At 63.7% G+C, this 24730-nt stretch carries 24 protein-coding genes and 1 pseudogene; 21 read left to right on the top strand and 4 right to left on the bottom strand.

What is annotated here, in order from left to right; all coding sequences use genetic code 11:
- Positions 1 to 184 precede the first annotated feature (184 nt).
- On the bottom strand, positions 185 to 1216 hold the full coding sequence (gene hemB, locus FJ978_RS07520; protein WP_140571400.1) for a porphobilinogen synthase: 1032 nt from the start codon (positions 1214 to 1216) through the stop codon (positions 185 to 187).
- A 136-nt stretch (positions 1217 to 1352) separates the two neighbouring features.
- Positions 1353 to 2174, bottom strand: coding sequence for a DUF2066 domain-containing protein (locus tag FJ978_RS07515; protein ID WP_140571398.1), 822 nt, complete (start codon positions 2172 to 2174; stop codon positions 1353 to 1355).
- 118 nt (positions 2175 to 2292) lie between these two features.
- Between FJ978_RS07515 and FJ978_RS33485 the strand changes: the two are divergent.
- The 16 genes and pseudogenes from FJ978_RS33485 to FJ978_RS07440 form a co-directional block, all read left to right on the top strand.
- A pseudogene (locus FJ978_RS33485) lies at positions 2293 to 2754 on the top strand (isoprenylcysteine carboxylmethyltransferase family protein); the annotation flags it as partial.
- A 219-nt stretch (positions 2755 to 2973) separates the two neighbouring features.
- On the top strand, positions 2974 to 4017 hold the full coding sequence (locus tag FJ978_RS33100; protein WP_246678096.1) for an enoyl-CoA hydratase/isomerase family protein: 1044 nt from the start codon (positions 2974 to 2976) through the stop codon (positions 4015 to 4017).
- Positions 4014 to 4436, top strand: coding sequence for a DUF6163 family protein (locus FJ978_RS07505; protein WP_140571394.1), 423 nt, complete (start codon positions 4014 to 4016; stop codon positions 4434 to 4436). The genes FJ978_RS33100 and FJ978_RS07505 overlap by 4 nt, the downstream gene beginning before the upstream one ends.
- 238 nt (positions 4437 to 4674) lie before the next feature.
- The gene (locus FJ978_RS07500) at positions 4675 to 5190 is read left to right on the top strand and encodes a winged helix DNA-binding protein (protein WP_013896002.1); all 516 of its coding nucleotides are present in this window, start codon (positions 4675 to 4677) and stop codon (positions 5188 to 5190) included.
- A gap of 479 nt (positions 5191 to 5669) precedes the next feature.
- Positions 5670 to 6923 (top strand): murein L,D-transpeptidase, encoded by a 1254-nt coding sequence (locus tag FJ978_RS07495; RefSeq protein ID WP_013895999.1) that lies wholly within the window; start codon positions 5670 to 5672, stop codon positions 6921 to 6923.
- Between the two features lie 207 nt (positions 6924 to 7130).
- Positions 7131 to 8774 carry a Na+/H+ antiporter gene (locus FJ978_RS07490; RefSeq protein ID WP_140571392.1) on the top strand — a complete coding sequence of 548 codons (1644 nt, stop codon included), beginning with the start codon at positions 7131 to 7133 and terminating at the stop codon, positions 8772 to 8774.
- 175 nt (positions 8775 to 8949) lie between these two features.
- Positions 8950 to 10263, top strand: coding sequence for a serine hydroxymethyltransferase (gene glyA, locus FJ978_RS07485; protein ID WP_140571390.1), 1314 nt, complete (start codon positions 8950 to 8952; stop codon positions 10261 to 10263).
- Positions 10264 to 10402: 139 nt separating this feature from the next.
- Positions 10403 to 10981, top strand: a complete 579-nt coding sequence (locus tag FJ978_RS07480; protein WP_181176791.1) for a hypothetical protein — start codon at positions 10403 to 10405, stop codon at positions 10979 to 10981.
- 157 nt (positions 10982 to 11138) lie between these two features.
- The gene (gene nrdR, locus FJ978_RS07475) at positions 11139 to 11618 is read left to right on the top strand and encodes a transcriptional regulator NrdR (RefSeq protein ID WP_013895995.1); all 480 of its coding nucleotides are present in this window, start codon (positions 11139 to 11141) and stop codon (positions 11616 to 11618) included.
- Between the two features lie 2 nt (positions 11619 to 11620).
- A complete protein-coding gene (gene ribD / locus FJ978_RS07470) occupies positions 11621 to 12751 on the top strand; it encodes a bifunctional diaminohydroxyphosphoribosylaminopyrimidine deaminase/5-amino-6-(5-phosphoribosylamino)uracil reductase RibD (protein ID WP_140571388.1) in 1131 nt (376 codons plus the stop codon).
- 126 nt (positions 12752 to 12877) lie between these two features.
- The gene (locus FJ978_RS07465; protein ID WP_023780331.1) at positions 12878 to 13495 is read left to right on the top strand and encodes a riboflavin synthase; all 618 of its coding nucleotides are present in this window, start codon (positions 12878 to 12880) and stop codon (positions 13493 to 13495) included.
- A 69-nt stretch (positions 13496 to 13564) separates the two neighbouring features.
- Positions 13565 to 13825: a ribbon-helix-helix domain-containing protein gene (locus tag FJ978_RS07460; RefSeq protein WP_013895992.1), complete on the top strand. Its 261-nt coding sequence runs from the start codon at positions 13565 to 13567 to the stop codon at positions 13823 to 13825.
- Positions 13825 to 14100: a type II toxin-antitoxin system RelE/ParE family toxin gene (locus FJ978_RS07455; protein ID WP_013895991.1), complete on the top strand. Its 276-nt coding sequence runs from the start codon at positions 13825 to 13827 to the stop codon at positions 14098 to 14100. The genes FJ978_RS07460 and FJ978_RS07455 overlap by 1 nt, the downstream gene beginning before the upstream one ends.
- Positions 14101 to 14181: 81 nt before the next feature.
- Entirely contained in the window at positions 14182 to 14676 is a 495-nt protein-coding gene (ribH, locus tag FJ978_RS07450; RefSeq protein ID WP_140571386.1) for a 6,7-dimethyl-8-ribityllumazine synthase, read from the top strand.
- The gene (gene nusB, locus FJ978_RS07445; RefSeq protein ID WP_013895989.1) at positions 14673 to 15173 is read left to right on the top strand and encodes a transcription antitermination factor NusB; all 501 of its coding nucleotides are present in this window, start codon (positions 14673 to 14675) and stop codon (positions 15171 to 15173) included. Before ribH ends, nusB begins: the two co-directional genes overlap by 4 nt.
- Positions 15170 to 16381 (top strand): MFS transporter, encoded by a 1212-nt coding sequence (locus FJ978_RS07440; protein WP_140571383.1) that lies wholly within the window; start codon positions 15170 to 15172, stop codon positions 16379 to 16381. Before nusB ends, FJ978_RS07440 begins: the two co-directional genes overlap by 4 nt.
- A gap of 9 nt (positions 16382 to 16390) precedes the next feature.
- On the opposite strand, the gene FJ978_RS07435 is transcribed toward FJ978_RS07440, so the two are convergent.
- Positions 16391 to 16963 (bottom strand): NADPH-dependent FMN reductase, encoded by a 573-nt coding sequence (locus FJ978_RS07435; protein ID WP_013895987.1) that lies wholly within the window; start codon positions 16961 to 16963, stop codon positions 16391 to 16393.
- A gap of 258 nt (positions 16964 to 17221) precedes the next feature.
- On the opposite strand from FJ978_RS07435, the gene FJ978_RS07430 reads away from it, so the two are divergent.
- From FJ978_RS07430 to FJ978_RS07410, 5 genes are all read left to right on the top strand, one after another.
- On the top strand, positions 17222 to 18082 hold the full coding sequence (locus FJ978_RS07430; protein ID WP_246678095.1) for an ABC transporter substrate-binding protein: 861 nt from the start codon (positions 17222 to 17224) through the stop codon (positions 18080 to 18082).
- Positions 18083 to 18396: 314 nt separating this feature from the next.
- Positions 18397 to 19560: an ABC transporter permease gene (locus tag FJ978_RS07425; RefSeq protein WP_140571379.1), complete on the top strand. Its 1164-nt coding sequence runs from the start codon at positions 18397 to 18399 to the stop codon at positions 19558 to 19560.
- Complete coding sequence (locus FJ978_RS07420) at positions 19557 to 20495, top strand: ABC transporter ATP-binding protein (protein WP_140571377.1); 939 nt, start codon at positions 19557 to 19559, stop codon at positions 20493 to 20495. Before FJ978_RS07425 ends, FJ978_RS07420 begins: the two co-directional genes overlap by 4 nt.
- Positions 20492 to 21241: an ABC transporter permease gene (locus tag FJ978_RS07415; RefSeq protein WP_140571375.1), complete on the top strand. Its 750-nt coding sequence runs from the start codon at positions 20492 to 20494 to the stop codon at positions 21239 to 21241. The genes FJ978_RS07420 and FJ978_RS07415 overlap by 4 nt, the downstream gene beginning before the upstream one ends.
- Before the next feature lie 262 nt (positions 21242 to 21503).
- Positions 21504 to 23645 carry a sodium-translocating pyrophosphatase gene (locus tag FJ978_RS07410; RefSeq protein ID WP_140571373.1) on the top strand — a complete coding sequence of 714 codons (2142 nt, stop codon included), beginning with the start codon at positions 21504 to 21506 and terminating at the stop codon, positions 23643 to 23645.
- Positions 23646 to 23736: 91 nt separating this feature from the next.
- Here FJ978_RS07410 and FJ978_RS07405 read toward each other — a convergent pair whose 3' ends face one another.
- A complete protein-coding gene (locus FJ978_RS07405) occupies positions 23737 to 24729 on the bottom strand; it encodes a glycosyltransferase family 2 protein (RefSeq protein ID WP_013895981.1) in 993 nt (330 codons plus the stop codon).
- Between the last annotated feature and the right edge of the window lies 1 nt (position 24730).

Here is a 24730-nt window from a genome sequence, read left to right as displayed (position 1 = left end):
GCAAGTGGTTTCTTTGTAGCAAACCGATTGCGAATTGCAAGTGGTATTTCTGCGGTGAAAAAACACGTACTCGGACCTCTCCGCCATGTAGCGGGAAGTCCTTGCCTGTAAGTTCCTTATGGAAGTCGCGGATGCCGTTCCAGGGGACGACCAAGTCGCTGACTGGCCGGGGGAGGGCGAGAACCTACCCCTTCAGCATCGTCGCCACCTCTGGCGCGAAGTAGGTCAGGATGCCGTCGCAGCCGGCGCGCTTGAAGGCAAGCAGGCTCTCCAGCATCGCTTTCTCGCCGTCGATCCAGCCATTGGCGCCCGCCGCCTTGATCATCGAATATTCGCCCGACACCTGGTAGGCGAAGGTCGGCATCTGGAATTCGTCCTTCAGCCTGCGGATGATGTCGAGGTAGGGCAAGCCGGGCTTGACCATCAGCATGTCGGCGCCCTCGGCGATGTCCTGTTCGGCCTCGCGCACGGCTTCGTCCGAGTTGGCATGGTCGATATAGTAGGTCTTCTTGTCGCCCTTGAGCAGGCCGGCTGTGCCGACCGCCTCGCGATAGGGGCCATAGAAGGCCGAGGCGAATTTGGTCGCGTAGGACATGATCGCCACGTCTTGAAAACCGTTGGCGTCGAGCGCGTCGCGGATGGCGCCGATACGGCCGTCCATCATGTCGGACGGCGCAATGATGTCGGCGCCGGCCGCTGCCTGGATGACGGCCGCCGCCGCGACCTGTTCGACCGTCTCGTCGTTGACGATGACGCCGTCGCGCAGGATGCCGTCATGGCCGTGGCTGGTGAACGGGTCGAGCGCGGCGTCGGTGATGATGCCGATCTCGGGCACCGCGTCCTTTATGGCACGGGTGGCGCGGTTGATGACATTGTCGGGGTCGAGGATGTGCGAGCCGGTCTGGTCGCGCAAGGCCAGATCGACATTGGGGAAGGTGGCGAGCGCGGGAATGCCGAGCCTGGCCGCGCGTTCAGCCTCCTTGATGGCAAGGTCGATCGACAGGCGGAAGACGCCCGGCATCGCCGCGATCGGCTCGCGCACATTTTTGCCCTCGACGACGAAGATCGGCCAGATCAGGTCGTCGACCGTGAGCCGGTTCTCCTGCACGAGCCGGCGCGACCAGTCGGCCTTGCGCATGCGGCGCAGGCGGCGGCTGCCGGTGACGTCGTCGACGCTGCGAGCGCCGGCTGGCTTTGTCGGGGTGAATCTGTTCATTGCCAAAACTCCGGATCAGCGGCTTTTACCACGAGCCCTCGGCGCTGACCAATGCGACACGTTTGTGCCAGCGGTCAAAGCTGCCAATCTCCCCCTTGTGGGGCAGAGGGGGGCGCTGTCCCTCCTGCCTATCCAGTCAAGGCTGCCCATTACCCGAAAGAATCTGCACCGCCCCTCTGATGGCTACACGAAACGCCTCGTCGAAGCTGACGCCACGCACCTGCCAGCGATAGGTCTTGCCGCGATCGGCCAGCCGCCAATCGGCGATCCAGCCGAGCTCCTTGTCGCTCCATACGATGCTGCCGGCGAGCGCTTGCGCGCCACCTACCTGTTTGGCTTGCCGATCCAGCCTCGCCATGTTGGCGGCGCGCAGCGCTTTTTCGCCCAGGCCGGCAAGCTGCGCAGCCTTCGGAAATGCGACATGCATCAGCATTGGACCGGTAGCATTGACGAAGGATTCGCGCATCGTTTCGCCACGCTGCTCCTCGGCGCTTAGGACGAAATGTCGAGCACCCTGTTCGGTAACGAGAAAGACCGCGAGCGTCGGCCGGTCGCCCAGCCAGGGCCTGCTGCCCAGCGACGCCAGCACCTTGTCGATCACGTCAGGCCTGTAGAGACAGGTCAGATCATGCGGCCGGTCATGCGTGCCTTGCTCGTCATGGATAGGAATGCCCTCCAACCGGTCATGGTAACGGAAAGCGTCGACGAAGCTGCCGGCCTTGTCGCGCAGATCCCCTATCTCTGGTTTGTCGAGCAACCGCTGGTCGCCCGAAACCCTGACCAGAACTCGATCCAGGCAATCCCTGAAGCCTATCTGGCGGTTCTCCTCGCCTTGGCCGGTGACGATGGTCTGCGACTGGTAGAGATCGTCGAGCGTGGTTGCTAGGACAGGATGGGCGGCCAGGCATCGCCCGATCAGCCCGATTGCCACCAGTGCAAGGCGTAAAAATCGAGCCATGAACAACGTCCGCCGTCCAGCATTTGCCGGTCGATTTCTAGCATCGACCACGGACGCGAGCCAAGAGGCTGCACCGGCCGTGTGGCGTTGACGTGTCCTTGCAGCACGCTAGGTCGGCATGGGGCGGCGGAAGGAGCAAGCCATGGTCTTCGTCTGGTCCATCTATGCCGCCTGGCTCGTGCTGATCGTCTACCTGACCGTTTCGGCGTTCGGTGTGAAACGGGATACCGAAGAGCACATGCCGCAGCGACTGGGGCTGATGGCCGCCATGATCGTCGCTTTCCTGCTCCCGCGTGTGCCGATGTTCCGGTTCGTCAACTTCGCACCCGTGAACGCCGTCTTGAGCAGCATCGGTGTCATCGTGGCCGTTGCCGGGATGGCCTTCCTGGTCTGGGCGCGGCAAACCCTTGGCAGCAATTGGAGCCAGATCGTCTCCGCCAAGCAAGGCCATGAACTGGTGACGTCAGGCCCTTACCGCTATGTTCGCCACCCCATGTACACAGGTGGCCTTGTTGCATGCATCGGCTCGGCGATCGTGGTGGGCGGTGGTTTCGTCTTTCTGCTGATCCTGCTGGGCGTGATCTTCCTTGTGGCGTGTCGGCGCGGAAGACAGGCTTCTGGCACGGCAATTTCCCGACGAATTCCCAGACTATGCGCGTCACACGAAGGCGTTGATCCCGTTCGTGTGGTAGCAATTCCAACCGATCATGCTTCCTGTCCCGGCACACGACAATTGACGTTCGCCCGGTCGCCGCTTAGCACTTCAGTCCCGCAGGCGCGGGGGAGGGATTCTCTGGCGATGGATTTTGGTGGAGGCGACGAAATTCGCTTCGAACGGTTGGGCAGGGCTGGTGTCGTCACGTTGACGCGGCCGCAGGCGCTCAATGCCGTCACCCATCGCATGGTCAAGGCGCTGGGCAAAGCCCTGCGTTCCTGGGAGCGCGACGACGGCGTCGACGTCGTGGTCCTCAAGGCCGACGGCAGGGCGTTTTCGGCCGGAGGCGACATCCTGGATATCTACGAAGCCGGCCGGGCCGGAGAGCCGCCGGTCGCGTTCTTCGCCGACGAGTATCGGCTCAACGCCTATATAGCGCGCTTCAAGAAACCTTACGTGGCACTCATCGACGGCATCGTCATGGGCGGTGGCGTCGGCATTTCGTTCCACGGTTCGCATCGGGTGATGACCGAGAATGCACAGTTCGCCATGCCGGAGGTCGGCATCGGCTTTTTCCCGGATGTCGGCGCCAGCCATCTGCTGCCCGATCTTGGCGGCTCGTTCGGCATGTATCTGGCGCTGACCGGCAACCGCATCCGCTATGGTGACGCGCTATGGTCGGGGCTGGCCACCCACACCATCAAGGCCGAGGACCAGGCGAGCTTCCTCGATCGGCTGGTACTGACCGGCGATCCGGAATCGGTGCTGCGCGGTTTCTTCGTCCAGGCCAGGCGAGAGACCGACAGGCCGATCCTGGAAGCGATATCGCGTCATTTCGCCCAACCATCGCTGCAGGATGTCGTCGACAGCCTGGAACGCGCGGCGGGCACCGACGAATTCGCGGCAAAAACGTTGGCGACGATCCGCATGCGCTCCCCGACCAGCCTTCGCGTCGCCTGGCGGCAGATCAACGCCGGGCTGACATTGTCGATGGACGATTGCATGAAGATGGAATTCCGCATCCTCAACCGCATGCTTGCCGGACACGATTTCTATGAAGGCATCCGCGCCGCCATCATCGACAAGGGGTCAAAGCCGCAATGGCGGCCGGCAAGTCTCGACGCGGTCAGCGAGGCCGATGTCGAGGCCTATTTCGCCCCGCTCGGTGAACGGGAACTCCTGGTATGAGTGAGGTGACATCGAGACGCGTGGTGCTTCAGCCCTCGACGGTCGAGGTGATCTTCGCCTGGTTCCAGCGCGTCATCGCCGGCTACTGCCTGCTGTTCGGCGTCCTGTACTGGGTCAAGCTGATCGGCTTCTATCCAGGTTCGCTGTGGCGCTTCGACCTCATGCCGGTGCACTGGCAGGTGGCGGCGGTGATGCTCGCCGTGTTCTTCCCCTTTGCCGCGGCGGGGCTGTGGATGCTGGCCTCCTGGGGGCCGGTGATCTGGTTCATTTGCGCGGTCACAGAGACCGTCATGTATGCCGGCTTTCCCGAGCTTTTCGGCCATCGGCTGCTGATTGTCGTCTCGCATGCGGCGGTGGCGCTGCTCTACATCGTCTTTCGCGTCGTCATCTGGCTGCAGAAACGCCCGGTACGGCACTAAGCCGTTGAGCGCATTGACGACTTCGTGACAGCCCGGAACCGGCCCCGCGACAAGCGCCTAAGCCTTTAGGTTAATTATCCTTACTCGGGTGACCGTTCGTTAAGCCTCTTCCGAAACCTATTACCGGTAAGCTCTTGTTAGCCCTAGCGTTTAAGTCGAATTTTATGAGTATTCGATAGTGTCGCGATCAAGGTGAAAAACAAAAAATCACCAGGGCGACAAACGAGAGGCAAAGACAATGATCAATTCGCGTCCGGCGGCGAAGACCGCCAACGTATCCGACGATCGCCGCGAGGCTATCCGTTCCCTGTACATGGAATCGCTGCAGCTTGTTGAGCGATTGCACCGCCGCCTGCTTGATGTGATCAAGGACGAATTCGACCGCAACGGCCGTTCCGACATCAACGCCATCCAGGCGCTGCTGCTGTTCAACATCGGCAATTCCGAACTGACCGCCGGCGAACTGCGCTCGCGTGGCTACTATCTCGGCTCGAACGTGTCCTACAATCTGAAGAAGCTGGTCGATCTCGGCTTCATCAACCACCAGCGTTCGCGCATCGATCGCCGTTCGGTCCGCGTCTCGCTCACGCCGAAGGGCAACGAAGTGGCCGATGTGGTCGCCGGTCTCTATGAGCGCCATGTCGGCTCGATCGAGCAGGTCGGCGGCATCAACACCGACGAGTTCAAGCAGATGAACCGTGCCCTGCAGCGGCTCGACCGCTTCTGGAACGACACCATCGCCTATCGCATGTAAGGCGTCCGTCGCATGGATTTGGCCCGCGCCAAAGAAGCGCGGCCGCAAGAGCGACCTTCAGTCAGGGCCGGTGCCGAAAGCACCGGTCCATTTTCTTATGATGGATGGCCATCCAGACGGTCAGCGCGCTGCGGTCGAGGACGAGGCTGGCTTCTGACCGGATATCTGGGGATTGGGTATCTGGATTGTCACCGGTGCCGAAAAGCACCGGTTCATTCTTTTCGCGGTGTCGCCCGAAGCAAATTGCGGGCCAAGGCCACGTTGCCGCCATAATCGCGGTGGAAGCGAGGATGCGGGTGATGCTGCCGGCCAGCGCTTGCGCTCACTTGAACCCGCATCGCGACAGCGCATTTGACGCCTATGCGATGCAGGTCATGGTTGGCTAATTCTTAACATTGCCAACCCTAGACTGCGGGCTCAATCGCCCGTTGAGAGCAAACCGAGCGAGATCGAACACAGCAAGAATGTCTGGAACGTCCATGAGAACCAGCCGCCGTTTTTTCCTTTCTGGAGCCTCCGCGCTCGCCGCCGCCATGGTGGCCGGCCGCGCGAGTGCGCAGGATGTGATCGGGGATATCCTGAAATCCTCGGCTCGCGGCAATTGGGATGACCAGTTCGACGCCCGCGCCAGCGAAGGCGGCAAGGTCGCCTCGACATTGCCGATCTTCAGTCCGCAGACCGTTGCATTCACCGAACAGGCGGTGGCGCAATACCAGAACATTGTCGGTCAGGGCGGCTGGGTAGACGTTCCCGCCACCAAGAAGCTGGAACTCGGCGTCGATGACCCGGACGTCGTCCCGCTGCGCAAGCGCCTGATGATTGCGGGCGACCTGTCGCAGAGCGCCGGCATTTCGACGGCCTTCGATTCCTATGTCGACTCCGCGGTCAAGCGCTTCCAGTTGCGCCACGGTCTTCCGGCAGACGGCTCTATGGGCAAATACACCTATGCGGCGATGAATGTTTCGGCGCAAATCCGGCTCGGTCAGTTGCAGACCAATCTGCAGCGGCTGAAGGAGAAGGCCGGCACGCTCGGCAGCCGCTATGTGCTGGTCGACATTCCGGCGGCGCAGATCGAAGCGGTCGAGAACGACCGCGTCGTGCTTCGCCACACGGCCATCGTCGGCAAGATCGATCGCCAGACACCGATCGTCAATTCCAAGATCAACGAGATCATCGTCAATCCGTACTGGAACGCGCCGGTCTCGATCGTGCGCAAGGACATCATTCCGCTGATGCGGAAGGATCCCGACTATCTGAAGAACAGCCATATCCGCCTGTTCGCGCCGGATGGCAGCGAAGTCGATCCGATGAATGTCGACTGGTCGACCGACGATGCCGCCAAGTACCGTTTTCGCCAGGATCCCGGTTCCGAAAACGCCATGGCGTCGGTGAAGATCAATTTCCCGAGCCCGGATGGCGTCTACATGCACGACACGCCGCAGCAGAGCCTGTTCGGCAAGATGATGCGTTTCGATTCCTCGGGCTGCGTGCGCGTCCAGAACGTGCGCGACCTCGTCACCTGGATCCTGCGCGACACGCCCGGCTGGGACCGCCAGCATTTCGAGGCGGCGATCAAGACGGGACAGAACACGCCGATCCAGGTCACCAACCCGGTGCCGGTGCACTTCCTCTATCTGTCGGCCTGGTCGACCGGTCCCGGCGTCGTCCAGTTCCGCGACGACGTCTATGCGCTCGACGGCAACAGCGAGCTGCAGATCACGTCTTCGCTCTAAGCGCCTGATAATTTTGACGAAAAGCCGCCTTCGAGGCGGCTTTTCTGTTTGCGGGCGCAGCCGCTGATTGACCAGCCACGCCACCGCTTGCGCGCGATTGATGACGCCGAGTTCGGGGATGGCCTTTGGTCATCTCGGTGCCGGCGCGGCCTGGCTGGACGCGGCGCCGGCGATTGCGCATGGTCCCCCGACAGCCGGAATCGCGCAATGCAAACCGCCATCTTCATCCTTATCGTGCTCGTCTTCGTCGCCGTTTCCGGCGCACTGGTGCGCCTGGTGCGGGTACCGCTGCCGGTGCTGCAGATCGCCATAGGCGCAGCACTTGCCTGGCCGGTGCGCGGCATCCATGTCGAGATCGATCCGGAACTGTTCCTGCTGGTGTTCATTCCGCCGCTGCTGTTCAGCGACGCCTTTGGCGCGCCCAAGCGCGAACTCATCGCCTTGCGCCGGCCGATACTCGATCTCGCCATCGGCCTCGTCTTCTTCACCATTGTCGGCTTCGGTTATGCCTTGCACTGGCTGGTGCCGAGCATTCCGTTGGTCGTGGCCTTCGCGCTAGCCGCGGTGCTGTCGCCAACCGATGCGGTGGCTGTCTCCTCGATCGTCGACAGGAACGTGGTGCCGGCGCGGCTGATGCACATCCTGGAGGGCGAGTCGCTGCTCAACGACGCGTCGGGCTTGGTGATGTTCCGCTTCGCCGTCGCGGCGGCATTGACCGGCAGTTTCTCCTTCGCCGCCGCCTCGCTAAGTTTCCTCTATGCCGTGGCGGTCGGCATCCTGGCCGGGGTGGCTGCACTGTTCGTCGCCGCCAAGATGCTGCAACTCTTGAACCGCATTGGCGGCGTGCCGGCCGAGGCGCAGGTGCTGATAACCATCCTGCTGCCCTTCGTCGCCTATCTCGCGGCCGAGCATTTTGGGGCTTCGGGTATCCTGGCCGCGGTCACCGCGGGCCTTTTGACCGGGAGCACCGGGATATTCCGCTTCCTTGGCGTCTCGGCGCGCATGCAGACCATCTCGCTGTGGACGACGTTTTCTTTCGTCTTCAACGGCGCGCTGTTCATCGTGCTCGGCCTGCAGCTTCCCGAAATCATCCGCAAGGTGCCGGCGGAACTCACCGGCCACTATCCCGTCGTCCAGCCAGTGCTGACCGTTCTGGCGCTGACGCTGTGTCTGATCGCGCTTCGCTTCGTCTGGATCTGGATCGGCGACATCACGGCGGGGATCGCGGCGCGGCTCGGCAAGCGCGAGGCCGAGCCATTCGGCCTGCGCGTGCGGCTCGCCGGATCGGTGGCGGGCGTGCGCGGGGCGATTACGCTGGCCGGCATCTTGTCGCTGCCGCTGGCCTTGCAGGACGGCTCGCCATTCCCGGCGCGCGACCTTGTCATCTTCCTTGCCGCCGGCGTCATCATCTGTTCGCTGGTGATCGCCAGCCTTGCCTTGCCGGTGATCGCGCGCGGGCTGGTCGAGCCGGGCGAAGATGCCGGCGCGGCGGAGGAGCGCTTGGCGCGTGTCAATGCGGCGAACGCTGCAATTGCCCACATCGAGAGCATGGCGAGCGGCAGTGACGACGACGGCGAGGTGCCCGGCGCCAGACTTGTCGCCGCCGAAAACATCGTCGCCGGCTACCGACGCCGCATCGCTGCTTCCGACGCTGCCGATGAGGCCCGACCCGAGGCGCGCGAGGCCGGGCGGGTGGAGCTCGAAATGCGACTTGCCGGCATCGAGGCCGAGCGCTCGGCCGTACGCAACATGGTCCGCAGTGGCCAGATCAACGACCATACCTCGCGGGCGTCGTTTACCGAGATCACGCTCACCGAAGCCTTGCTCAGGGGGCGGCAGGAGCGGAAATAGCCGGTTCCGGTCCGCCTCTGCCGCAAACCGGCCAGCAAATTTCGCGCTGCAAACGTGGCGGGTCGGAAACAACTGTGTTAATGGCGCGGCAATGCAGGTCGCCCAAAGGCGTGCAACGATTTTGGGCCGACGATGTGCATAAACAAATTGCCCCCGAACCGGAGGATTTCAGGCCATGGCAATAGCAGCGGCAGCGTCGAACAAATTCGAATCTTTCTTCGAGACCACGCTTGCCGATGCCGATCCGGAGATTTTCGGCGCCATCCGCAACGAACTCGGTCGCCAGCGCCACGAGATCGAACTGATTGCCTCGGAGAACATCGTCTCCCGCGCGGTGCTCGAGGCGCAGGGCTCGATCATGACCAACAAATACGCCGAGGGCTATCCGGGCAAGCGCTATTATGGCGGCTGCCAGTTCGTCGACGTGGCCGAGGAACTGGCTATCGAACGGGCGAAAAAGCTGTTCGGTTGCAACTTCGCCAACGTCCAGCCGAATTCCGGCAGCCAGATGAACCAGGCGGTGTTCCTGGCGTTGCTGCAGCCCGGCGACACCTTCATGGGCCTCGACCTCAATTCCGGCGGCCATCTCACGCACGGCTCGCCGGTCAACATGAGCGGCAAGTGGTTCAAGGTCGTGTCCTATGGCGTGCGCAAGGAAGACCATCTGCTCGACATGGACGCGATCGAAAAGACCGCGCACGAGACCAAGCCGAAGCTGATCCTGGCCGGCGGCACCGCCTATTCGCGTATCTGGGACTGGAAGCGGTTCCGCGAGATCGCCGATGCGGTCGGCGCCTATCTAATGGTCGACATGGCGCACATCGCGGGCCTCGTCGCCGGCGGCGTGCATCCCTCGCCTTTGCCGCACGCGCATGTGGTGACGACCACCACGCACAAATCGCTGCGCGGCCCGCGCGGCGGCATGATCCTGTGCAATGACGAGGACATCGCCAAGAAGATGAACTCGGCGGTGTTCCCCGGCCTGCAGGGCGGACCGCTGATGCATGTCATCGCTGCCAAGGCGGTCGCCTTCGGGGAAGCGCTGAAGCCGAGCTTCAAGATCTATGCCGAGAGCGTCGCCGCCAACGCCAAGGCTCTGGCCTCCAGCCTTCAGGAAACGGGCCTCGACATCGTGTCCGGCGGCACCGACAACCATCTGATGCTGGTCGACCTGCGCCCCAAGAACGCCACCGGCAAGCGCGCCGAGGCAGCGCTTGGCCGCGCCAACATCACCTGCAACAAGAACGGCATCCCTTTCGACCCGGAAAAGCCCTTCGTTACCTCGGGCGTGCGGCTCGGCACGCCGGCCGGCACCACGCGTGGCTTCGGCCAGGCCGAATTCCGCGAGATCGGGAAGCTGATCGCCGAGGTGCTGGACGGGCTCAAGGTCGCCAATTCCGACGAGGGCAACGCCGCGGTCGAGGCGGCCGTCAAGGCCAAGGTGGTGTCGCTGACCGATCGTTTTCCGCTCTATCCTTATCTTGGTTGACCATCCTTATCTCGATTGACCATCCTTACCTCGATTGACAAGGCCCTTATCTCGATTGACCAGACGCGAAGCGTCATCTTTTATCCGCCGGCAGCGCGTCACCCCTGATCGGGTGGCGCATGGAACTGGAGAATTGATGATGCGCGATTTTCGTCTTGCCTCACTCGGCGCTCTGGGCTGGCTGGCTGCTGCTGGGCCCGCCTTGGCGCAGACCCAGCCGGCCCCCGACATGCCTGCCACCAGCACGTTCGGTCTATGGACAACCATGGTCGATACGCTCGACACCGGCCAGGATGCGCGCAAGACCTGCGCGGCCTCGACGGCGTTCTACGATGCGGGTGGCAATTCGGGCACGCTGACCTTGTCGATCTCGAACGGCGATGCGCTGCCGCCGGATGCCTATCCGGCCGTCATGATCACCATCGACAACAGGAGCCTGCAGACCGGCAAGAAGATCGCGGCGATTTTCGGTGATCCGGGCGTCAAGGTCTCGACGACCGTCTATTCCAACGACGCGGTCAACGGCCGTCCGACCTGGACGGTCGACAATCAGCCCAAGACCAGTCTCGCGCTGCTGCGTGCCATGCGCCAGGCCACCTCGCTCGACGTGACTTTCGGCAAGCAGGCTATCGCCAGCATCCCGATGGACGGCTTTACCAAGGCCTATCGCAGCCTCGGTGTGTCCTGCGGTTTCCCGACCAAGGACGTCGCGCCGTGACGCGGTCGACCGGATCGGCATAGGCGCCGCTGGCAATCTTCCTCGTGCCTCGCTATCTCTGGTGCGGCGGGCCGTCGAAGACACGGAACCGCTTCAATCCCGGCCGGAAAGGCTCTAAGCCTTTCGCCTCACCAGATTCGCGAACCCAAGGCTCTCCATGCGCTGTCCCTATTGCCAGTCCGAAGATACGCAGGTGAAGGATTCGCGCCCCGCAGAGGACGGCGCGGCGATCCGCAGGCGGCGTGTCTGTCCCGATTGCGGCGGCCGGTTCACCACCTTCGAGCGCGTGCAGCTGCGCGACCTCGTCGTGGTCAAGAAGTCGGGGCGAAAAGTGCCATTCGACCGCGACAAGCTGCTGCGCTCGGTCGAGATCGCGGTGCGCAAGCGCAATGTCGATCCCGAGCGCATCGACCGCGCGGTGACCGGCATCGTGCGCCAGCTCGAAAGCTCCGGCGAGACGGAAGTGGCCTCGGGCGAGGTCGGCCGCCTGGTCATGGAGGCGCTGAAGTCACTCGACGATGTCGCCTATGTGCGGTTCGCCTCGGTCTACCGCAATTTCCGCGAGGCCAAGGATTTCCACGAGTTGTTGGGCGAACTGAAGGGCGACGAAGACAAGAGTGAAGAGGAAGCCGGCTGAGCATGGCAGGATCGCGACAGGGCGAGGCCGCACAAGCGGCCCTTGATCACCGTTTCATGGCCGCTGCGCTACGGCTGTCGCGCAGGAATGCCGGCAGGACCTCGACCAACCCTTCCGTCGGCACGCTGATCGTGGGCGATGACGGTGCTGGGCCGATGATCGTCGGCACAGGCGTCACGGCAGTCGGCGGCCGGCCGCATGCCGAGACCGAGGCGCTGGCCGAAGCGGGCGAACTCGCGCGCGGTGCCACGGCTTACGTCACCCTGGAACCCTGCGCCCATCACGGCCGCACGCCGCCTTGCGCCAGTGCGCTGGTCAATGCCGGCGTCGCGCGCGTCGTCGGTGCCGCCAGCGATCCTGATCCGCGCGTCTCCGGCAAGGGCTATGCTATTCTGCGGGCTGCCGGCATCGAGGTGGTCGAAAAGGTACTGGCGGCGCAAGCCGCCGAGCAGATGGCCGGCTATCTCATTCGATCACTCAAAAAACGTCCGGAAGTGATTCTGAAACTTGCGCTTTCCAGTGACGGCAAGATCGGCAGGGAGGGCGCCGGCCAGGTCGCGATCACCGGCGAGATGGCCCGCCGCGAAGTCTATCTGATGCGGGCCGAGGCTGACGCCATCCTGGTCGGCATCGGCACGGCGCTGGAGGATGACCCAGCGCTGACGGTCCGCTTGCCCGGGCTGGAGAACCGTTCGCCGGCGCGCATCGTGCTCGACCGGCAGATCAGGTTGCCGGAGGCTTCGAAACTGGTTTCGGGCGTGGATCGCGTGCCGCTTTACGTTGCGGCTTGCCTGGAGGCCGATCCGCAGCGCAGAGCGGCCCTCGAGCGCGCCGGCGTGCGCTTCATCGGCACCGAAACCCATGAAGGCGGCGTCGCACTGCCGGAGCTGCTCGAGGATCTGGCGGCGCTCGGCATGGCAAGCGTGCTGGTCGAGGGCGGCGCCAGGGTGGCGAGCGCCTTCCTGGCCGACGGGCTGGTCGACCGCATCGTGCTGTTCCAGGGACCGGAAGCGATAGGTGAGGGCGGCATTGCATCGCCTATCGACGCTGACCATATCCCGGCAGGCTTTCGCAAGCTGCGCGAGATGCGCTTCGGCGAAGACGGTTATGCCGAGTGGATTAGAGATCTCTAGACCATGATCCCGAAAAGTGGGACCCGGTTTTCGGACAAGGTCATGGTTAAACGGGATAGACCATGATCCCGAAAAGTGGGACCCGGTTTTCGGACAAGATCATGGTCAAACAGGAAGACAACATCGATGTTTACCGGAATTGTCACCGATATTGGCACCGTCGCGGCGATCAAGTCGCTGAGCGAAGGCGTCGGCTTGCGCATCGACACCGCCTATGATCCCACGACCATCGCCATCGGCGCGTCGATCTCCTGCGGCGGCGTTTGCCTGACGGTCACAGCTTTGCCCGACAGCGGCTCGAACGCGCGCTGGTTCGAGGTCGAGGCGTGGGAGGAAGCCTTGCGGCTGACCACCGCCTCTGGCTGGAAATCCGGCACCAAGGTCAATCTCGAACGGGCGCTGAAGATCGGCGACGAACTTGGTGGCCACATCGTTTCGGGCCATGTCGACGGCACCGCCGAGATCGTCGAGCGCAAGGATGAGGGCGACGCGGTGCGCTTTACGCTGGAAGCGCCGCGCCATCTGGCGAAATTCATCGCGCCGAAAGGCTCCGTCGCGCTCGATGGCACCTCGCTTACCGTCAACAAGGTCGAGGGGACCCGCTTCGACGTGCTGCTGATCCACCATTCGCTGACCGTGACCACCTGGGGCGAGCGCAAGGCCGGCGACCGCGTCAATCTCGAGATCGACACCATGGCCCGCTATGCCGCGCGGCTGGCGGAAGCGGCGAAAGAGGGACTTTGAGTGCTGCCTGCTTGAACCTCGACTTAGTCAGTATTAATCGCTATGATTAAGTCTGATTGTGAGGCTCAGATGGACACAAAAGTAATCACCGCTCACGTTCCGCTGCCGCTAGCAGAAAAGGTGGATCAGCTAGCTGCTCGCCTCGATCGCCCGCGCGGCTGGATCGTCAAACAAGCTCTTTCCGCGTGGGTGGATTTGGAGGAGGAGCGCCGACGTCTCACGCTTGAAGCACTGGCCGATGTGGATGCAGGACGGGTCATCGATCACCAGGCCGTGCAGGCGTGGGCTGAGAGTCTTGGCACCGACAAGCCACTACCGGTGCCTCGTTGATGGAGCTGAAATGGACCAATAAGGCTTTGTCCGACTTGGTCCGGCTCCACGATTTTCTCGCGCCAGCAAATGGCCCGGCGGCCGCACGCGCCGTGCAGGCGCTTGCTGCCGCGCCGGCACGGTTAGTCGAGTATCCGCGCATCGGTGAGAGACTAGAAGAGTTCGAGCCACGAGAAGTGCGCCGCATTTTGGTAGGCAGCTACGAAATTCGTTACGAAATACAGAACGCGACAATTTCTGTGTTGCGCCTGTGGCATACGCGAGAGGATCGATAGGCCCGGCGGCCCTCCGCCAATCTTCCGCTTGCGATCAACCCGGCTTCGGCCTAAGTCACCGGCAACCCCCCGGAGACTTTTATGGCTGGTACCTCCCAACACGGCAAAGCCTTCATTCGCCCGAAGGCGAAGGCGCACTTGCTTATCATCGAAGCGCGCTTCCACGACGGCCTTGCCGACGCGTTGCTGGATGGCGCGACAAGCGCGCTCGATGAAGCGGGCGCGACCTACGACGTCGTCACCGTTCCAGGTTCGCTGGAGATTCCCGCGGTCATCACCTTCGCGCTGGACGGCGCGGCGGAAGGCGGCACGAATTACGACGGCTTCGTCGCGCTCGGCACCGTCGTTCGCGGTGATACATATCATTTCGACATCGTCGCCAATGAATCCAGCCGCGCGCTCATGGACCTGTCCGTGCAGGACTCGGTCTGCATCGGCAACGGCATCCTGACCACCGAGAACGACGCGCAGGCGTGGACGCGGGCCAAGCGCTCGGAAGGCGACAAGGGCGGCTTTGCCGCGCGTGCGGCGCTGACCATGATCGCGCTCAAGGAAAAATTGGGAGCGCAATCGTGAGCGAGCCCGCTTCGCCCGGCCAGCCGGCGGTGCGCCACGCCAACAAGCGCGGGGCTGCCCGTCTTGCCGCCGTGCAGGCGCTCTATCAGATGGATGTCGCCGGCAGCGGCGTCTTCGAGATCACCGCCGAATATGAGGCGTTTCGCCTTGGCAAGGAAGTGGACGGCGCGCTCTACCGCGAGGCGGATGCCCAATGGTTCCGCGCCATCCTGACGGGCGTCGTAGAGGACCAGAAGACCATCGATCCGATCATCCGCCAGTCGCTGACCGAGGACTGGCCGTTGTCGAGGCTGGATTCGACGCTGCGCGCCATTCTGCGCGCCGGCGTCTATGAACTGATGAAGCGGGAAGACGTGCCGGTGGCGGTGATCGTCTCGGAATATGTCGACATCGCCAAGGCCTTCTACGAGGAAGACGAGCCGAAGCTGGTCAATGCCGTGCTCGACCGCGTGTCACGCCGGGTGCGCGGCGAGGGACGCGGCAAGGACGCATCGTGACAGCCATCGCCGTCAAGGTGGGCAAGGGTGGGCGGCGCACAGCGCTGATCCTCGCCGCCTCGCAGGCGATCATCGGCTCGGCGGCACCCATTGCCATCTCCATGGGCGCGCTGGCCGGGCAATATCTGCTCGGTGCCGACAAATCGCTGGCGACGGCGCCGATCACCGGCTTCAACCTTGGCGTGGCGCTCGGCGCTCTGCCCGCCGCGGCCATCATCCGCAAGATGGGCCAGCGCGGCGGCTTTATGACCGGAACCGTCGTCACCGCGCTTGGCGGCCTGGTTGCCACCTTCGCGCTTTTCCATGGCAGTTTCTGGCTATTCGCGTTCGCGCTGCTGGTGATCGGCATCGGCGGTGCCTTCGTCCAGCAGTTCCGCTTCGCCGCCGCCGACAACGCACCACCGGAGTTCAAGGCGCGCGCCATCTCCTTCGTGCTGGCGGGCGGCATCATCACCGCCATCCTTGGGCCGCAGATCGTCATCTTCACCCGCGAACTGTTCGCGCCGGTGATGTTTGCCGGATCGTTCGCCGCCATCCTGCCGCTTGCCGCGGCCGGCGCCATCATCCTGTCCTTCCTGCAACTGCCGGCGAGGGCGCCCGGCAGGGTGGAAATCGTCGACAGCGACGCAAGACCGTTGGCGGAAATCGTGACCAAGCCGCGTTTCGTCGCGGCGCTGTTCTGTGCGGTCGGCAGCTATGCGCTGATGAGCTTCGTCATGACCGGCGCACCGCTGGCCATGGTCGGCTGCGGCCTGTCGGAGGATGATGCGACGCTGGGCATCTCCTGGCACGTCATGGCGATGTTCGCGCCGAGCTTCTTCACCGGCTCGCTGATCCATCGTTTCGGCGCCGAACGCATTGTCGCCATCGGCCTGCTGCTGCTGATCGGCTGTGGTGCCGTAGCTTTGTCGGGCCTGGCGCTGTGGCAGTTCTGGACGGCTCTCATCCTGCTTGGCCTCGGCTGGAACTTTGCCTTCATCGGTGCCACCGCGATGGTGGCGGCCAGCTACCGGACGTCGGAAAAGGGCAAGGTGCAGGGCTTCCACGACTTTGTCCTGTTCGGCTCCGTCGCCTGCGCTTCGCTGATGTCGGGCATGGTCTACAACGCCTGGGGCTGGACCATGCTGAACTGGATGATCTTCCCGGTTGCCGTGCTCTGTTTCGTGGCGCTGGGCGCGCTGAAGATGACGAGCGCGCGCCCGGTTTGACGCCAAAACCTATGCGTCCGGCGGCAGAACCTGAAGCACCCGCGCTATGAACATGTGGAACTCGGCCATGTAGTTGCGCAGGAAGTCCTCGGTGGATTCGACTGTCACTTCGCCGTCGTCCGTTATCAGTCCCGGGGTGAACTGGATGTAGGCCTCCGGGGCATTCATCTGGGGTGAGTTGCAGAAGCTCAGAACGCTGCGCAGGCTTTGTTGGGCGACAGCGGTTGCGATGGCGCCCGGCGATGTTCCGATGACGGCGGACGGTTTGCGTGCGAATGAATTCTTTCCATAGGGGCGGCTGGCCCAATCGATCGCGTTCTTCAATCCGCCAGGGATCGAGCGATTGTACTCCGGCGTGACGAACAGCACGGCCTGGACGGACGCGATCGCCTTCTTGAAATCCTGGGCGACCTGCGGGAAATCGGCGTCGTAGTCGTAGCTGTAAAGGGGCAGATCCCTGAAGGGGATTTCGGTCATTTCAAGTTCCGGAGGAGCCAGTTGAACGAGCGCCTTCGCGAGCTTGCGGTTGATGGATCCCCGGGCAAGACTGCCGATGAGGTAACCGACTTTGTGTATGGCCATGACACGCTCTCCGTGTTTGCCACCCCGCACCCTCACTGCATTATCCGCCAGATGGCGGCAGATCGCCAGCGTCGCCTCGAAATTGCCCTTCCCAACAAAAATATTGCGTCTGTGCCCATTGTTATGAAACCGTGTGCCCCGACTGGCCGTTGAAGCCATGCTCATATGCGGCGGCCGCACTACGGTTCACAGCAAGGGATTTTCACGATGTTTTCAGTCAAGGTTCTGGCCAGCGCGGCATTGGCGCTCGGCATCACAATGGCATCCGCCAGCGCCCAGGTGGTTGTCTCCTCGAAGATCGACACCGAGGGTGGCGTGCTCGGCAACATCATCCAGTTGGTCCTCAACGCCAACAACATCAAGACAACCGACCGCATCCAGCTCGGTGGCACGCCGGTGGTGCGCAAGGCGATCACCGCCGGGGAGATCGACATCTATCCCGAATACACCGGCAACGCCGCCTTCTTCTTCGAGAAAGCCGACGACCCCGTATGGAAGGATGCCGCCAAGGCCTATGAGACGGCCAAGAAGCTCGATTACGACGCCAACAAGATCGTCTGGCTGTCGCCGGCGCCCGCTAACAACACCTGGGCGATCGCATTGCGCAAGGAAGTGGCCGACACCAACAAGCTCGCCACGCTTTCCGACTTTGGCAAATATGTCGCGGGCGGCGGTCAGGTGGTGCTGGCGGCATCCGCGGAGTTCGTCAATTCGGCGGCAGCCTTGCCGGCCTTCCAGACCACCTATGGTTTCAAGCTGAAGCCCGAGCAGTTGATCACGCTCTCGGGCGGCGACACGGCGGCGACCATCGCCGCGGCCGCCAATCAGACCAGCGGCGCCAACGCCGCCATGGTCTACGGCACCGATGGCGGCATCGCGCCGTCCGGCCTCGTCGTGCTCGAGGACGACAAGGGCGTCCAGCCGGTCTATCAGCCGGCGCCGATCATCCGCGAATCCGTGCTCAAGCAGCATCCCGAGATCGAGACGCTGCTGAAGCCGGTCTTCGCCAAGCTCGACCTCGTCACCCTGCAGGAACTGAACGGCCGCGTGCAGGTCGGTGGCGAGCCGGTCAAGGGCGTCGCCGAGGACTTTTTGAAGAAGAACGGGTTCTTGAAGTAGTCAGCGCACCCGGAAGCGACGTTGGTGCGAGGCGCCCCCCTCTGGAAGCTGTTGATCTTCCCCCTTGCGGGGGAGATGTCCGGCAGGACAGAGGGGGGTGCTGTCCCGCCGACCTCTCAACCCGTTACAGCTGCGGGCTTCGACAGGATTGCTTCTGAACAAGCCAACGATCGAAAGTTGGCGATCCTTCACACCCCCCTCTGGCCTGCCGGCCATCTCCCCCGCAAGGGGGGAGATCGGATATCGCGTCGGCTTTCGCCAATCGCCAGCCAGCCGTGCGCAACATGGCAAGTCGCCACCCAAGTGGGGCGGCCATGACCCTCCGCTTCGACAAGCTCGGCGTGGTCATCGCCGCGATCGCGGCCTACGCGGCGTTCCTTGCCCCCTTTGCCACGTTCCGCGCCAACCGCATCGTCCCCGGCCAGGCGCGCTCGATTCTCGAGGCGCTGCCGGCAATCACCGGGCCATTGCTTTTGGCAATCGTGGTCGCGGCAGCGCTCATCGCACTGTTCAGGACGCCGCTCGTGCTGCGCCTTGCCGCCAGCGTGGTTGCGCTGGTCGCGCTCGCAGTGCTTGTCGGCGTCGCCGGCACATTTCTCACGCCGGCCGGCAACACGTTTGCCAGGGTGTCGCCGGCCTCTGGTTTCTGGATACTCATCTTCGCCTTCACGCTTTTGCTAGCGGACGTGCTGACCCGCCTGAACCTATCGCCCTCGGCCCGTGTCGGCATGCTGGTCGCCGCCGCCATGGCCATTGGCCTGCTTTTGGTGTCGGGGGCCTGGAACGACCTTTCCATCCTCAAGGAATACGCCAACCGCGCCGACAGTTTCTGGGCCGAAGGCTCCAAGCATGTGACCCTGGCGCTCGGCTCCCTGCTTGCCGCGGTGGTCGTCGGCCTGCCGCTCGGCATCCTCTGCCATCGCGTCGAAAGGCTGCGGGCCGGCGTGCTCAACGTGCTCAACATCATCCAGACCATTCCCTCGATCGCGCTGTTCGGCCTGCTGATCGCGCCGCTCGGCTGGGTCGCTACGCATGTGCCGGGGGCTGCCGCGCTCGGCATCCGCGGCATCGGCACGGCACCTGCTTTCGTCGCCCTGTTCCTCTATTCGCTGCTGCCGGTGGTGGCCAACACCGTGGTCGGTCTCGCCGGGGTGCCGCGTGCCGCCAACGATGCGGCGCGCGGCATGGGCATGACCGAACGCCAGCGCCTGTTCGGCGTCGAGTTTCCACTGGCCTTTCCGGTGATCCTGACCGGCATCCGCATCGTGCTGGTGCAGAACATCGGCCTCGCCACCATCGCAGCACTGATCGGCGGCGGCGGCTTTGGCGTGTTCGTCTTCCAGGGCGTCGGCCAGACGGCGATGGACCTTGTGCTGCTCGGCGCTGTGCCGACCGTGGCGCTCGCCTTCGCCGCCGCCATCATCCTCGATGCGGTGATCGAAATGACTGCCACCAAGCGCAGGGTTGAAACGGCATGATCGAGATCGAAGGCATTACCAAGCGCTATGATGCGACAACGGTGGTCGACGATGTGTCGATGGTCATCGAGCCACGCACCATCGCGGTCATTGTCGGCACCTCCGGCTCCGGCAAGACGACGCTGCTGCGCATGATCAACCGGCTGGTCGAACCGACCGCCGGCATCATCAAGCTCGACGGCGCCGACAATCGCTCGGTGCCCGGTTACGAACTGCGCCGCAGCATCGGTTATGCCATCCAGGGCCATGGCCTGTTTCCGCACCGAACCGTGGCGCAGAACATCGCCACCGTGCCGGTGCTGCTCGGCTGGGACAAGTCCCGTATCGATGCGCGCGTGGACGAGTTGATGACGCTCTACCAGCTCGATCCCCGGGAATTCGGACCGCGCTACCCCCACGAATTGTCCGGCGGTCAGCAGCAGCGCGTCGGCGTTGCCCGCGCGCTCGCCGCCGAACCCAACGTGCTGCTGATGGACGAGCCGTTCGGCGCGCTCGACCCGATCATCCGCACCAAGGCGCAGCAAGACCTGCTGGCCATCCAGAAGCGCTTCGGCACCACCATCATCCTCGTCACCCACGACATGGAGGAGGCCGTGCATATGGGCGACAAGATCGCCGTGATGGATGCCGGCAAGCTCGTGCAATACGCCAAACCGGCCGAGATCCTGGCAAACCCGGCCAGTAGCTTCGTCGAGACCCTGGTCGGGGCCAGCGAACGGCCATTCAGGCTGTTGTCGCTCGGGCGAGTGCGCGACGCTGTCGAGAAGGGCGCCGCCGATGGCGAGGCGATCCCCGGCGATGCCAGCCAGCGCGATGCGCTGGCCGAACTCCTGTGGTCGGGCCGTCCGGCACTGCCGGTGAAAAGCGCCGACGGCAAGCCGCTCGGCCGCGTCACGGTGGACGGGCTGGTCAAGCGCGCGGCGAGGCCGGCATGAAAGCCTGGCTGCCTTTGCTGCTCAGGCTTGCGCTGGTGGTGCTGCTCGTTGCCTTCGTCGCCAGCCCTGGATGGTTCGAGCCGCTGCTCAAGCCGCTGACCGAAAACAACGCTCCCGCAATCTACAACCAGGGCAGCCTGCTGACGCTGACGCTGCTGCATCTGCGCACCGTGCTGATCGCCACCGTCGCCGCGACCATCGTCGCGGTGGCCCTGGCTATCCTCGTCACCAGGCCGGCCGGCGCCGAATTCCTGCCCTTGTCGCGCAGCCTGGTCAACATCGGCCAGACCTTCCCGCCGGTGGCCGTACTGGCGCTCGCGGCGCCGGCGGTCGGCTTCGGCGAGAAGCCGACGCTGATCGCCCTGTTTCTCTACGGCTTGCTGCCAATCTTCGAGAATGCGCTCACCGGGCTGACGACGCTCCCAGCCAACGTCGTCGAGGCGGCGCGTGGCGCCGGCATGACCGGCTGGCAGCGGCTGACCAAGGTCGAACTGCCGCTCAGCGCGCCGATCATCCTTGGCGGCATCAGGCTGTCGGTGGTGATCAGCCTGGCCACGGCCACCATCGGTTCGACCGTGGCCGCCAGGACGTTGGGGGAGGTCATCATTGCCGGCCTGTTGTCGAACAACCTTGCCTTCATCCTGCAGGGCGGCCTGATCGTGGCCGCACTTGCCGTGCTGATCTATGACGGCCTGTCGGCGGTCGAGCACTACGCGGCACGCCGCATGGGACGCGAGGCGGAGTAGCTCTTGAGGGCGCTGGCGGTCTCGTCGCAATCATTCCCTTGCGTCATTTCAATCGATCTAAATGAAAGACCGCACAGGCTGGACCGTCGCGGCTTTTGTCTTTTGGGCGAAAGCCGGGCAAAAACCGAACAATATCTTGACGTTCGCGACCCTGTTTCGCATACACCGCTGCGAAGAGGCGGATTCCGTTCGCGGATCCGGTCTTTGTCTCAACGGCCCAGGGAGGGGTTCTTTTGGGCCATCAATCGAGGAAAATCCGGCAATGACAATTATTTCCGCCGTCATCGCCTGCGGTCTGCTTTCTGTCCTTTACGCCATCTGGGCGACACGTTCGGTTCTCGCGTCCGATCAGGGCAATGCACGCATGCAGGAAATCTCCGCCGCCATCCGCGAAGGCGCGCAAGCCTATCTGGCACGCCAGTACACAACCATCGCCATCGTCGGCGTGGTCGTGCTCGTGCTCGCCTGGTGGCTGCTTTCCATCACCGCCGCGATCGGCTTCCTGATCGGCGCCGTGCTGTCGGGCGCCGCCGGCTTCATCGGCATGCACGTTTCGGTGCGGGCCAATGTGCGGACCGCGCAGGCGGCATCCAACAGCCTCGCCGCCGGCCTCGACATCGCTTTCAAGTCGGGCGCCATCACCGGCATGCTGGTCGCGGGCCTCGCCCTGCTCGGCGTCTCGATCTACTATCTCATCCTGACCCACTTCATGGGCCTTGAGCCCAACGACCGTATCGTCATCGACTCGCTGGTCTCGCTCGGTTTCGGCGCGTCGCTGATCTCGATCTTCGCCCGTCTCGGCGGCGGCATCTTCACCAAGGGCGCCGACGTCGGCGGCGATCTGGTCGGCAAGGTCGAAGCCGGTATTCCCGAGGATGATCCGCGCAACCCGGCCACTATCGCCGACAATGTCGGCGACAATGTCGGCGACTGCGCCGGCATGGCCGCCGACCTGTTCGAAACCTACGCGGTGACGGTCGTCGCCACCATGGTCCTCGGCGCCATCTTCTTCGGCGGCACCGCCATCCTGAGTGCCGCGATGCTCTATCCGCTCGCTATTTGCGGCGCCTGCATCCTGACCTCGATCGTCGGTACCTTCTTCGTCAAGCTCGGCTCCAACGGCTCGATCATGGGCGCGCTCTACAAGGGCCTGATCGTCACCGGCCTGCTGTCGATCGTTGGCCTCGCCGTAGCCACCTCGGCAACGCTCGGCTGGGGCGAGGTCGGCACCGTCGCCGGCATGACCATCACCGGCAAGAACCTGTTCATCTGCGGCCTGATCGGCCTCGTGGTGACCGGCCTTATCGTGGTGATCACCGAGTACTACACCGGCACCAACAAGCGCCCGGTCAACTCGATCGCCCAGGCGTCGGTGACCGGCCATGGTACCAACGTCATCCAGGGCCTCGCGGTCTCGCTGGAATCGACGGCGCTGCCGGCAATCGTCATCGTCGGCGGGATTATCTCGACCTACCAGCTCGCCGGACTCTACGGCACGGCGATCGCCGTCACCACCATGCTCGGTCTTGCCGGCATGATCGTCGCGCTCGATGCCTTCGGCCCGGTCACCGACAATGCCGGCGGCATTGCCGAAATGGCTGGCCTGCCCAAGGAAGTGCGCCACTCCACCGACGCGCTCGACGCGGTCGGCAACACCACCAAGGCCGTGACCAAGGGCTACGCAATCGGTTCGGCCGGCCTTGGCGCGCTGGTGCTGTTCGCCGCCTACTCGAACGACCTGAAGTTCTTTGCCGCCAACGGCGACAAATATCCTTACTTCCAGGGCATGGGCGAAATCTCCTTCGACCTCTCCAACCCCTACGTGGTCGCGGGCCTCATCTTCGGCGGCCTGATCCCTTATCTGTTCGGCGGCATCGCCATGACGGCCGTCGGCCGCGCGGCGGGCGCCATCGTCGAGGAGGTGCGCAAGCAGTTCCGCGAGGATCCGGGCATCATGGCCGGCACCTCCAAGCCGAACTACGCACGCGCGGTCGATCTTCTGACCAAGGCGGCGATCCGGGAAATGATCATCCCGTCGCTGCTGCCGGTGCTGGCGCCGCTCGTCGTCTATTTCGGCGTGCTGCTGATCTCGGGTTCGAAGGCGTCCGCCTTCGCAGCTCTCGGCGCTTCGCTGCTCGGCGTCATTGTCAATGGCCTGTTCGTGGCCATCTCGATGACTTCGGGCGGCGGCGCCTGGGACAACGCCAAGAAGTCGTTCGAGGACGGTTTCACCGACAAGAACGGCGTCAAGCACCTGAAGGGCTCCGAGGCACACAAGGCCTCGGTGACCGGCGATACAGTCGGCGATCCCTATAAGGACACCGCCGGCCCGGCGGTCAATCCGGCGATCAAGATCACCAACATCGTCGCCCTCTTGCTGCTGGCCGTGCTCGCGCACGGCTGAGCGGCCAGCGTTTTGAAATGAAGATCCGCGGGGAGCGATCCCCGCGGATTTTTATTGGGAGCGGTTTCTCGCCGGAACGAATGGTTTTGGCTTAGCTGTCCTTGGCGGCGGCATCCTTGCGGTCGCGATAGAACATCAGCATCTCGTCCACGCCCGGTTCGCGCTCCGGCATTGGCGCGAGGCCGCGTATCTCGCGCAGCCGGGCGACAAAGGCGCCGCGTCCATGCTTGTGGCGAAAGGACCGGGCCCTGGGATGGATGCCGCAGGCAGCCAGGACCCTACGCCTGAGATAGGTATATCGGCTCGAGCGGGGCGCTTCGGCCGTGGCAAGGACCGTCGCACGCAGGGCGTCCGGCATGTGCATTGCGTCAAGGAGTTCCTCCTGCTCCGTCGCCGTGTCGCCGACATAGCTGCCCTTGCGGGTGCCCGAATGCAGCTTGAGCACGGTCAGATGGGGCATCGTCGAGATGAGTGCGCCCTTTCGCCAGGCCCGAAACAACCAGTCTTGCGATGATTCGCAAAAGCACTGGCTGGCCGGGCGCCAGGGTCCCAATCGGTTCAACGATGCCCGCCGCACGATCTGCGCCGACCCAAACCCGGTCGTCGAAGCGGGATCGTAGAAGCCGTCCTTGCCGATCCCGAATATCGAGTTCTTGACAGGCTTGCCATCAACCGGCGGCTCGACAACGACACCGCGCGCGATCACCACGTCGGCATTGGTCGCGTCGATCCATCCCGTGGTCGCCGCGAGATGGTCGGGAAACCAGAGGTCGTCATGGTTGAGCAAGGCGACGAACCGGCCGCGCGCCCTGGCAAAGCCGATGTTGTTGGGGCCTGATTGTTCGCCAAAATTGACCGGCAGGTCGACATAGAGGATGCGCGGATCGCCAAATTCGCCGACGACGGCTGCTGTGTCAGGGCGGCAGGCGTCGCCGATCACCAGAATTTCAAAGTCCTGCAAGGTCTGGGCCAGCACACTCTTCAACGCCTGTCGCAGCGCGGCGGGCCGGTTGTGCGTGGCAATCACCACCGAGACGAGCGGCGCGTTCCACCCGGTCGCATCGGACTGGCCCGGTTGCTCCACG

The organism is Mesorhizobium sp. B1-1-7, assembly GCF_006442705.1.
In the GTDB taxonomy this organism is placed as follows: domain Bacteria; phylum Pseudomonadota; class Alphaproteobacteria; order Rhizobiales; family Rhizobiaceae; genus Mesorhizobium; species Mesorhizobium opportunistum.
Note: the sequence above shows the minus strand (reverse complement) of the source record. Positions and strands in the feature narration are given on the sequence as shown.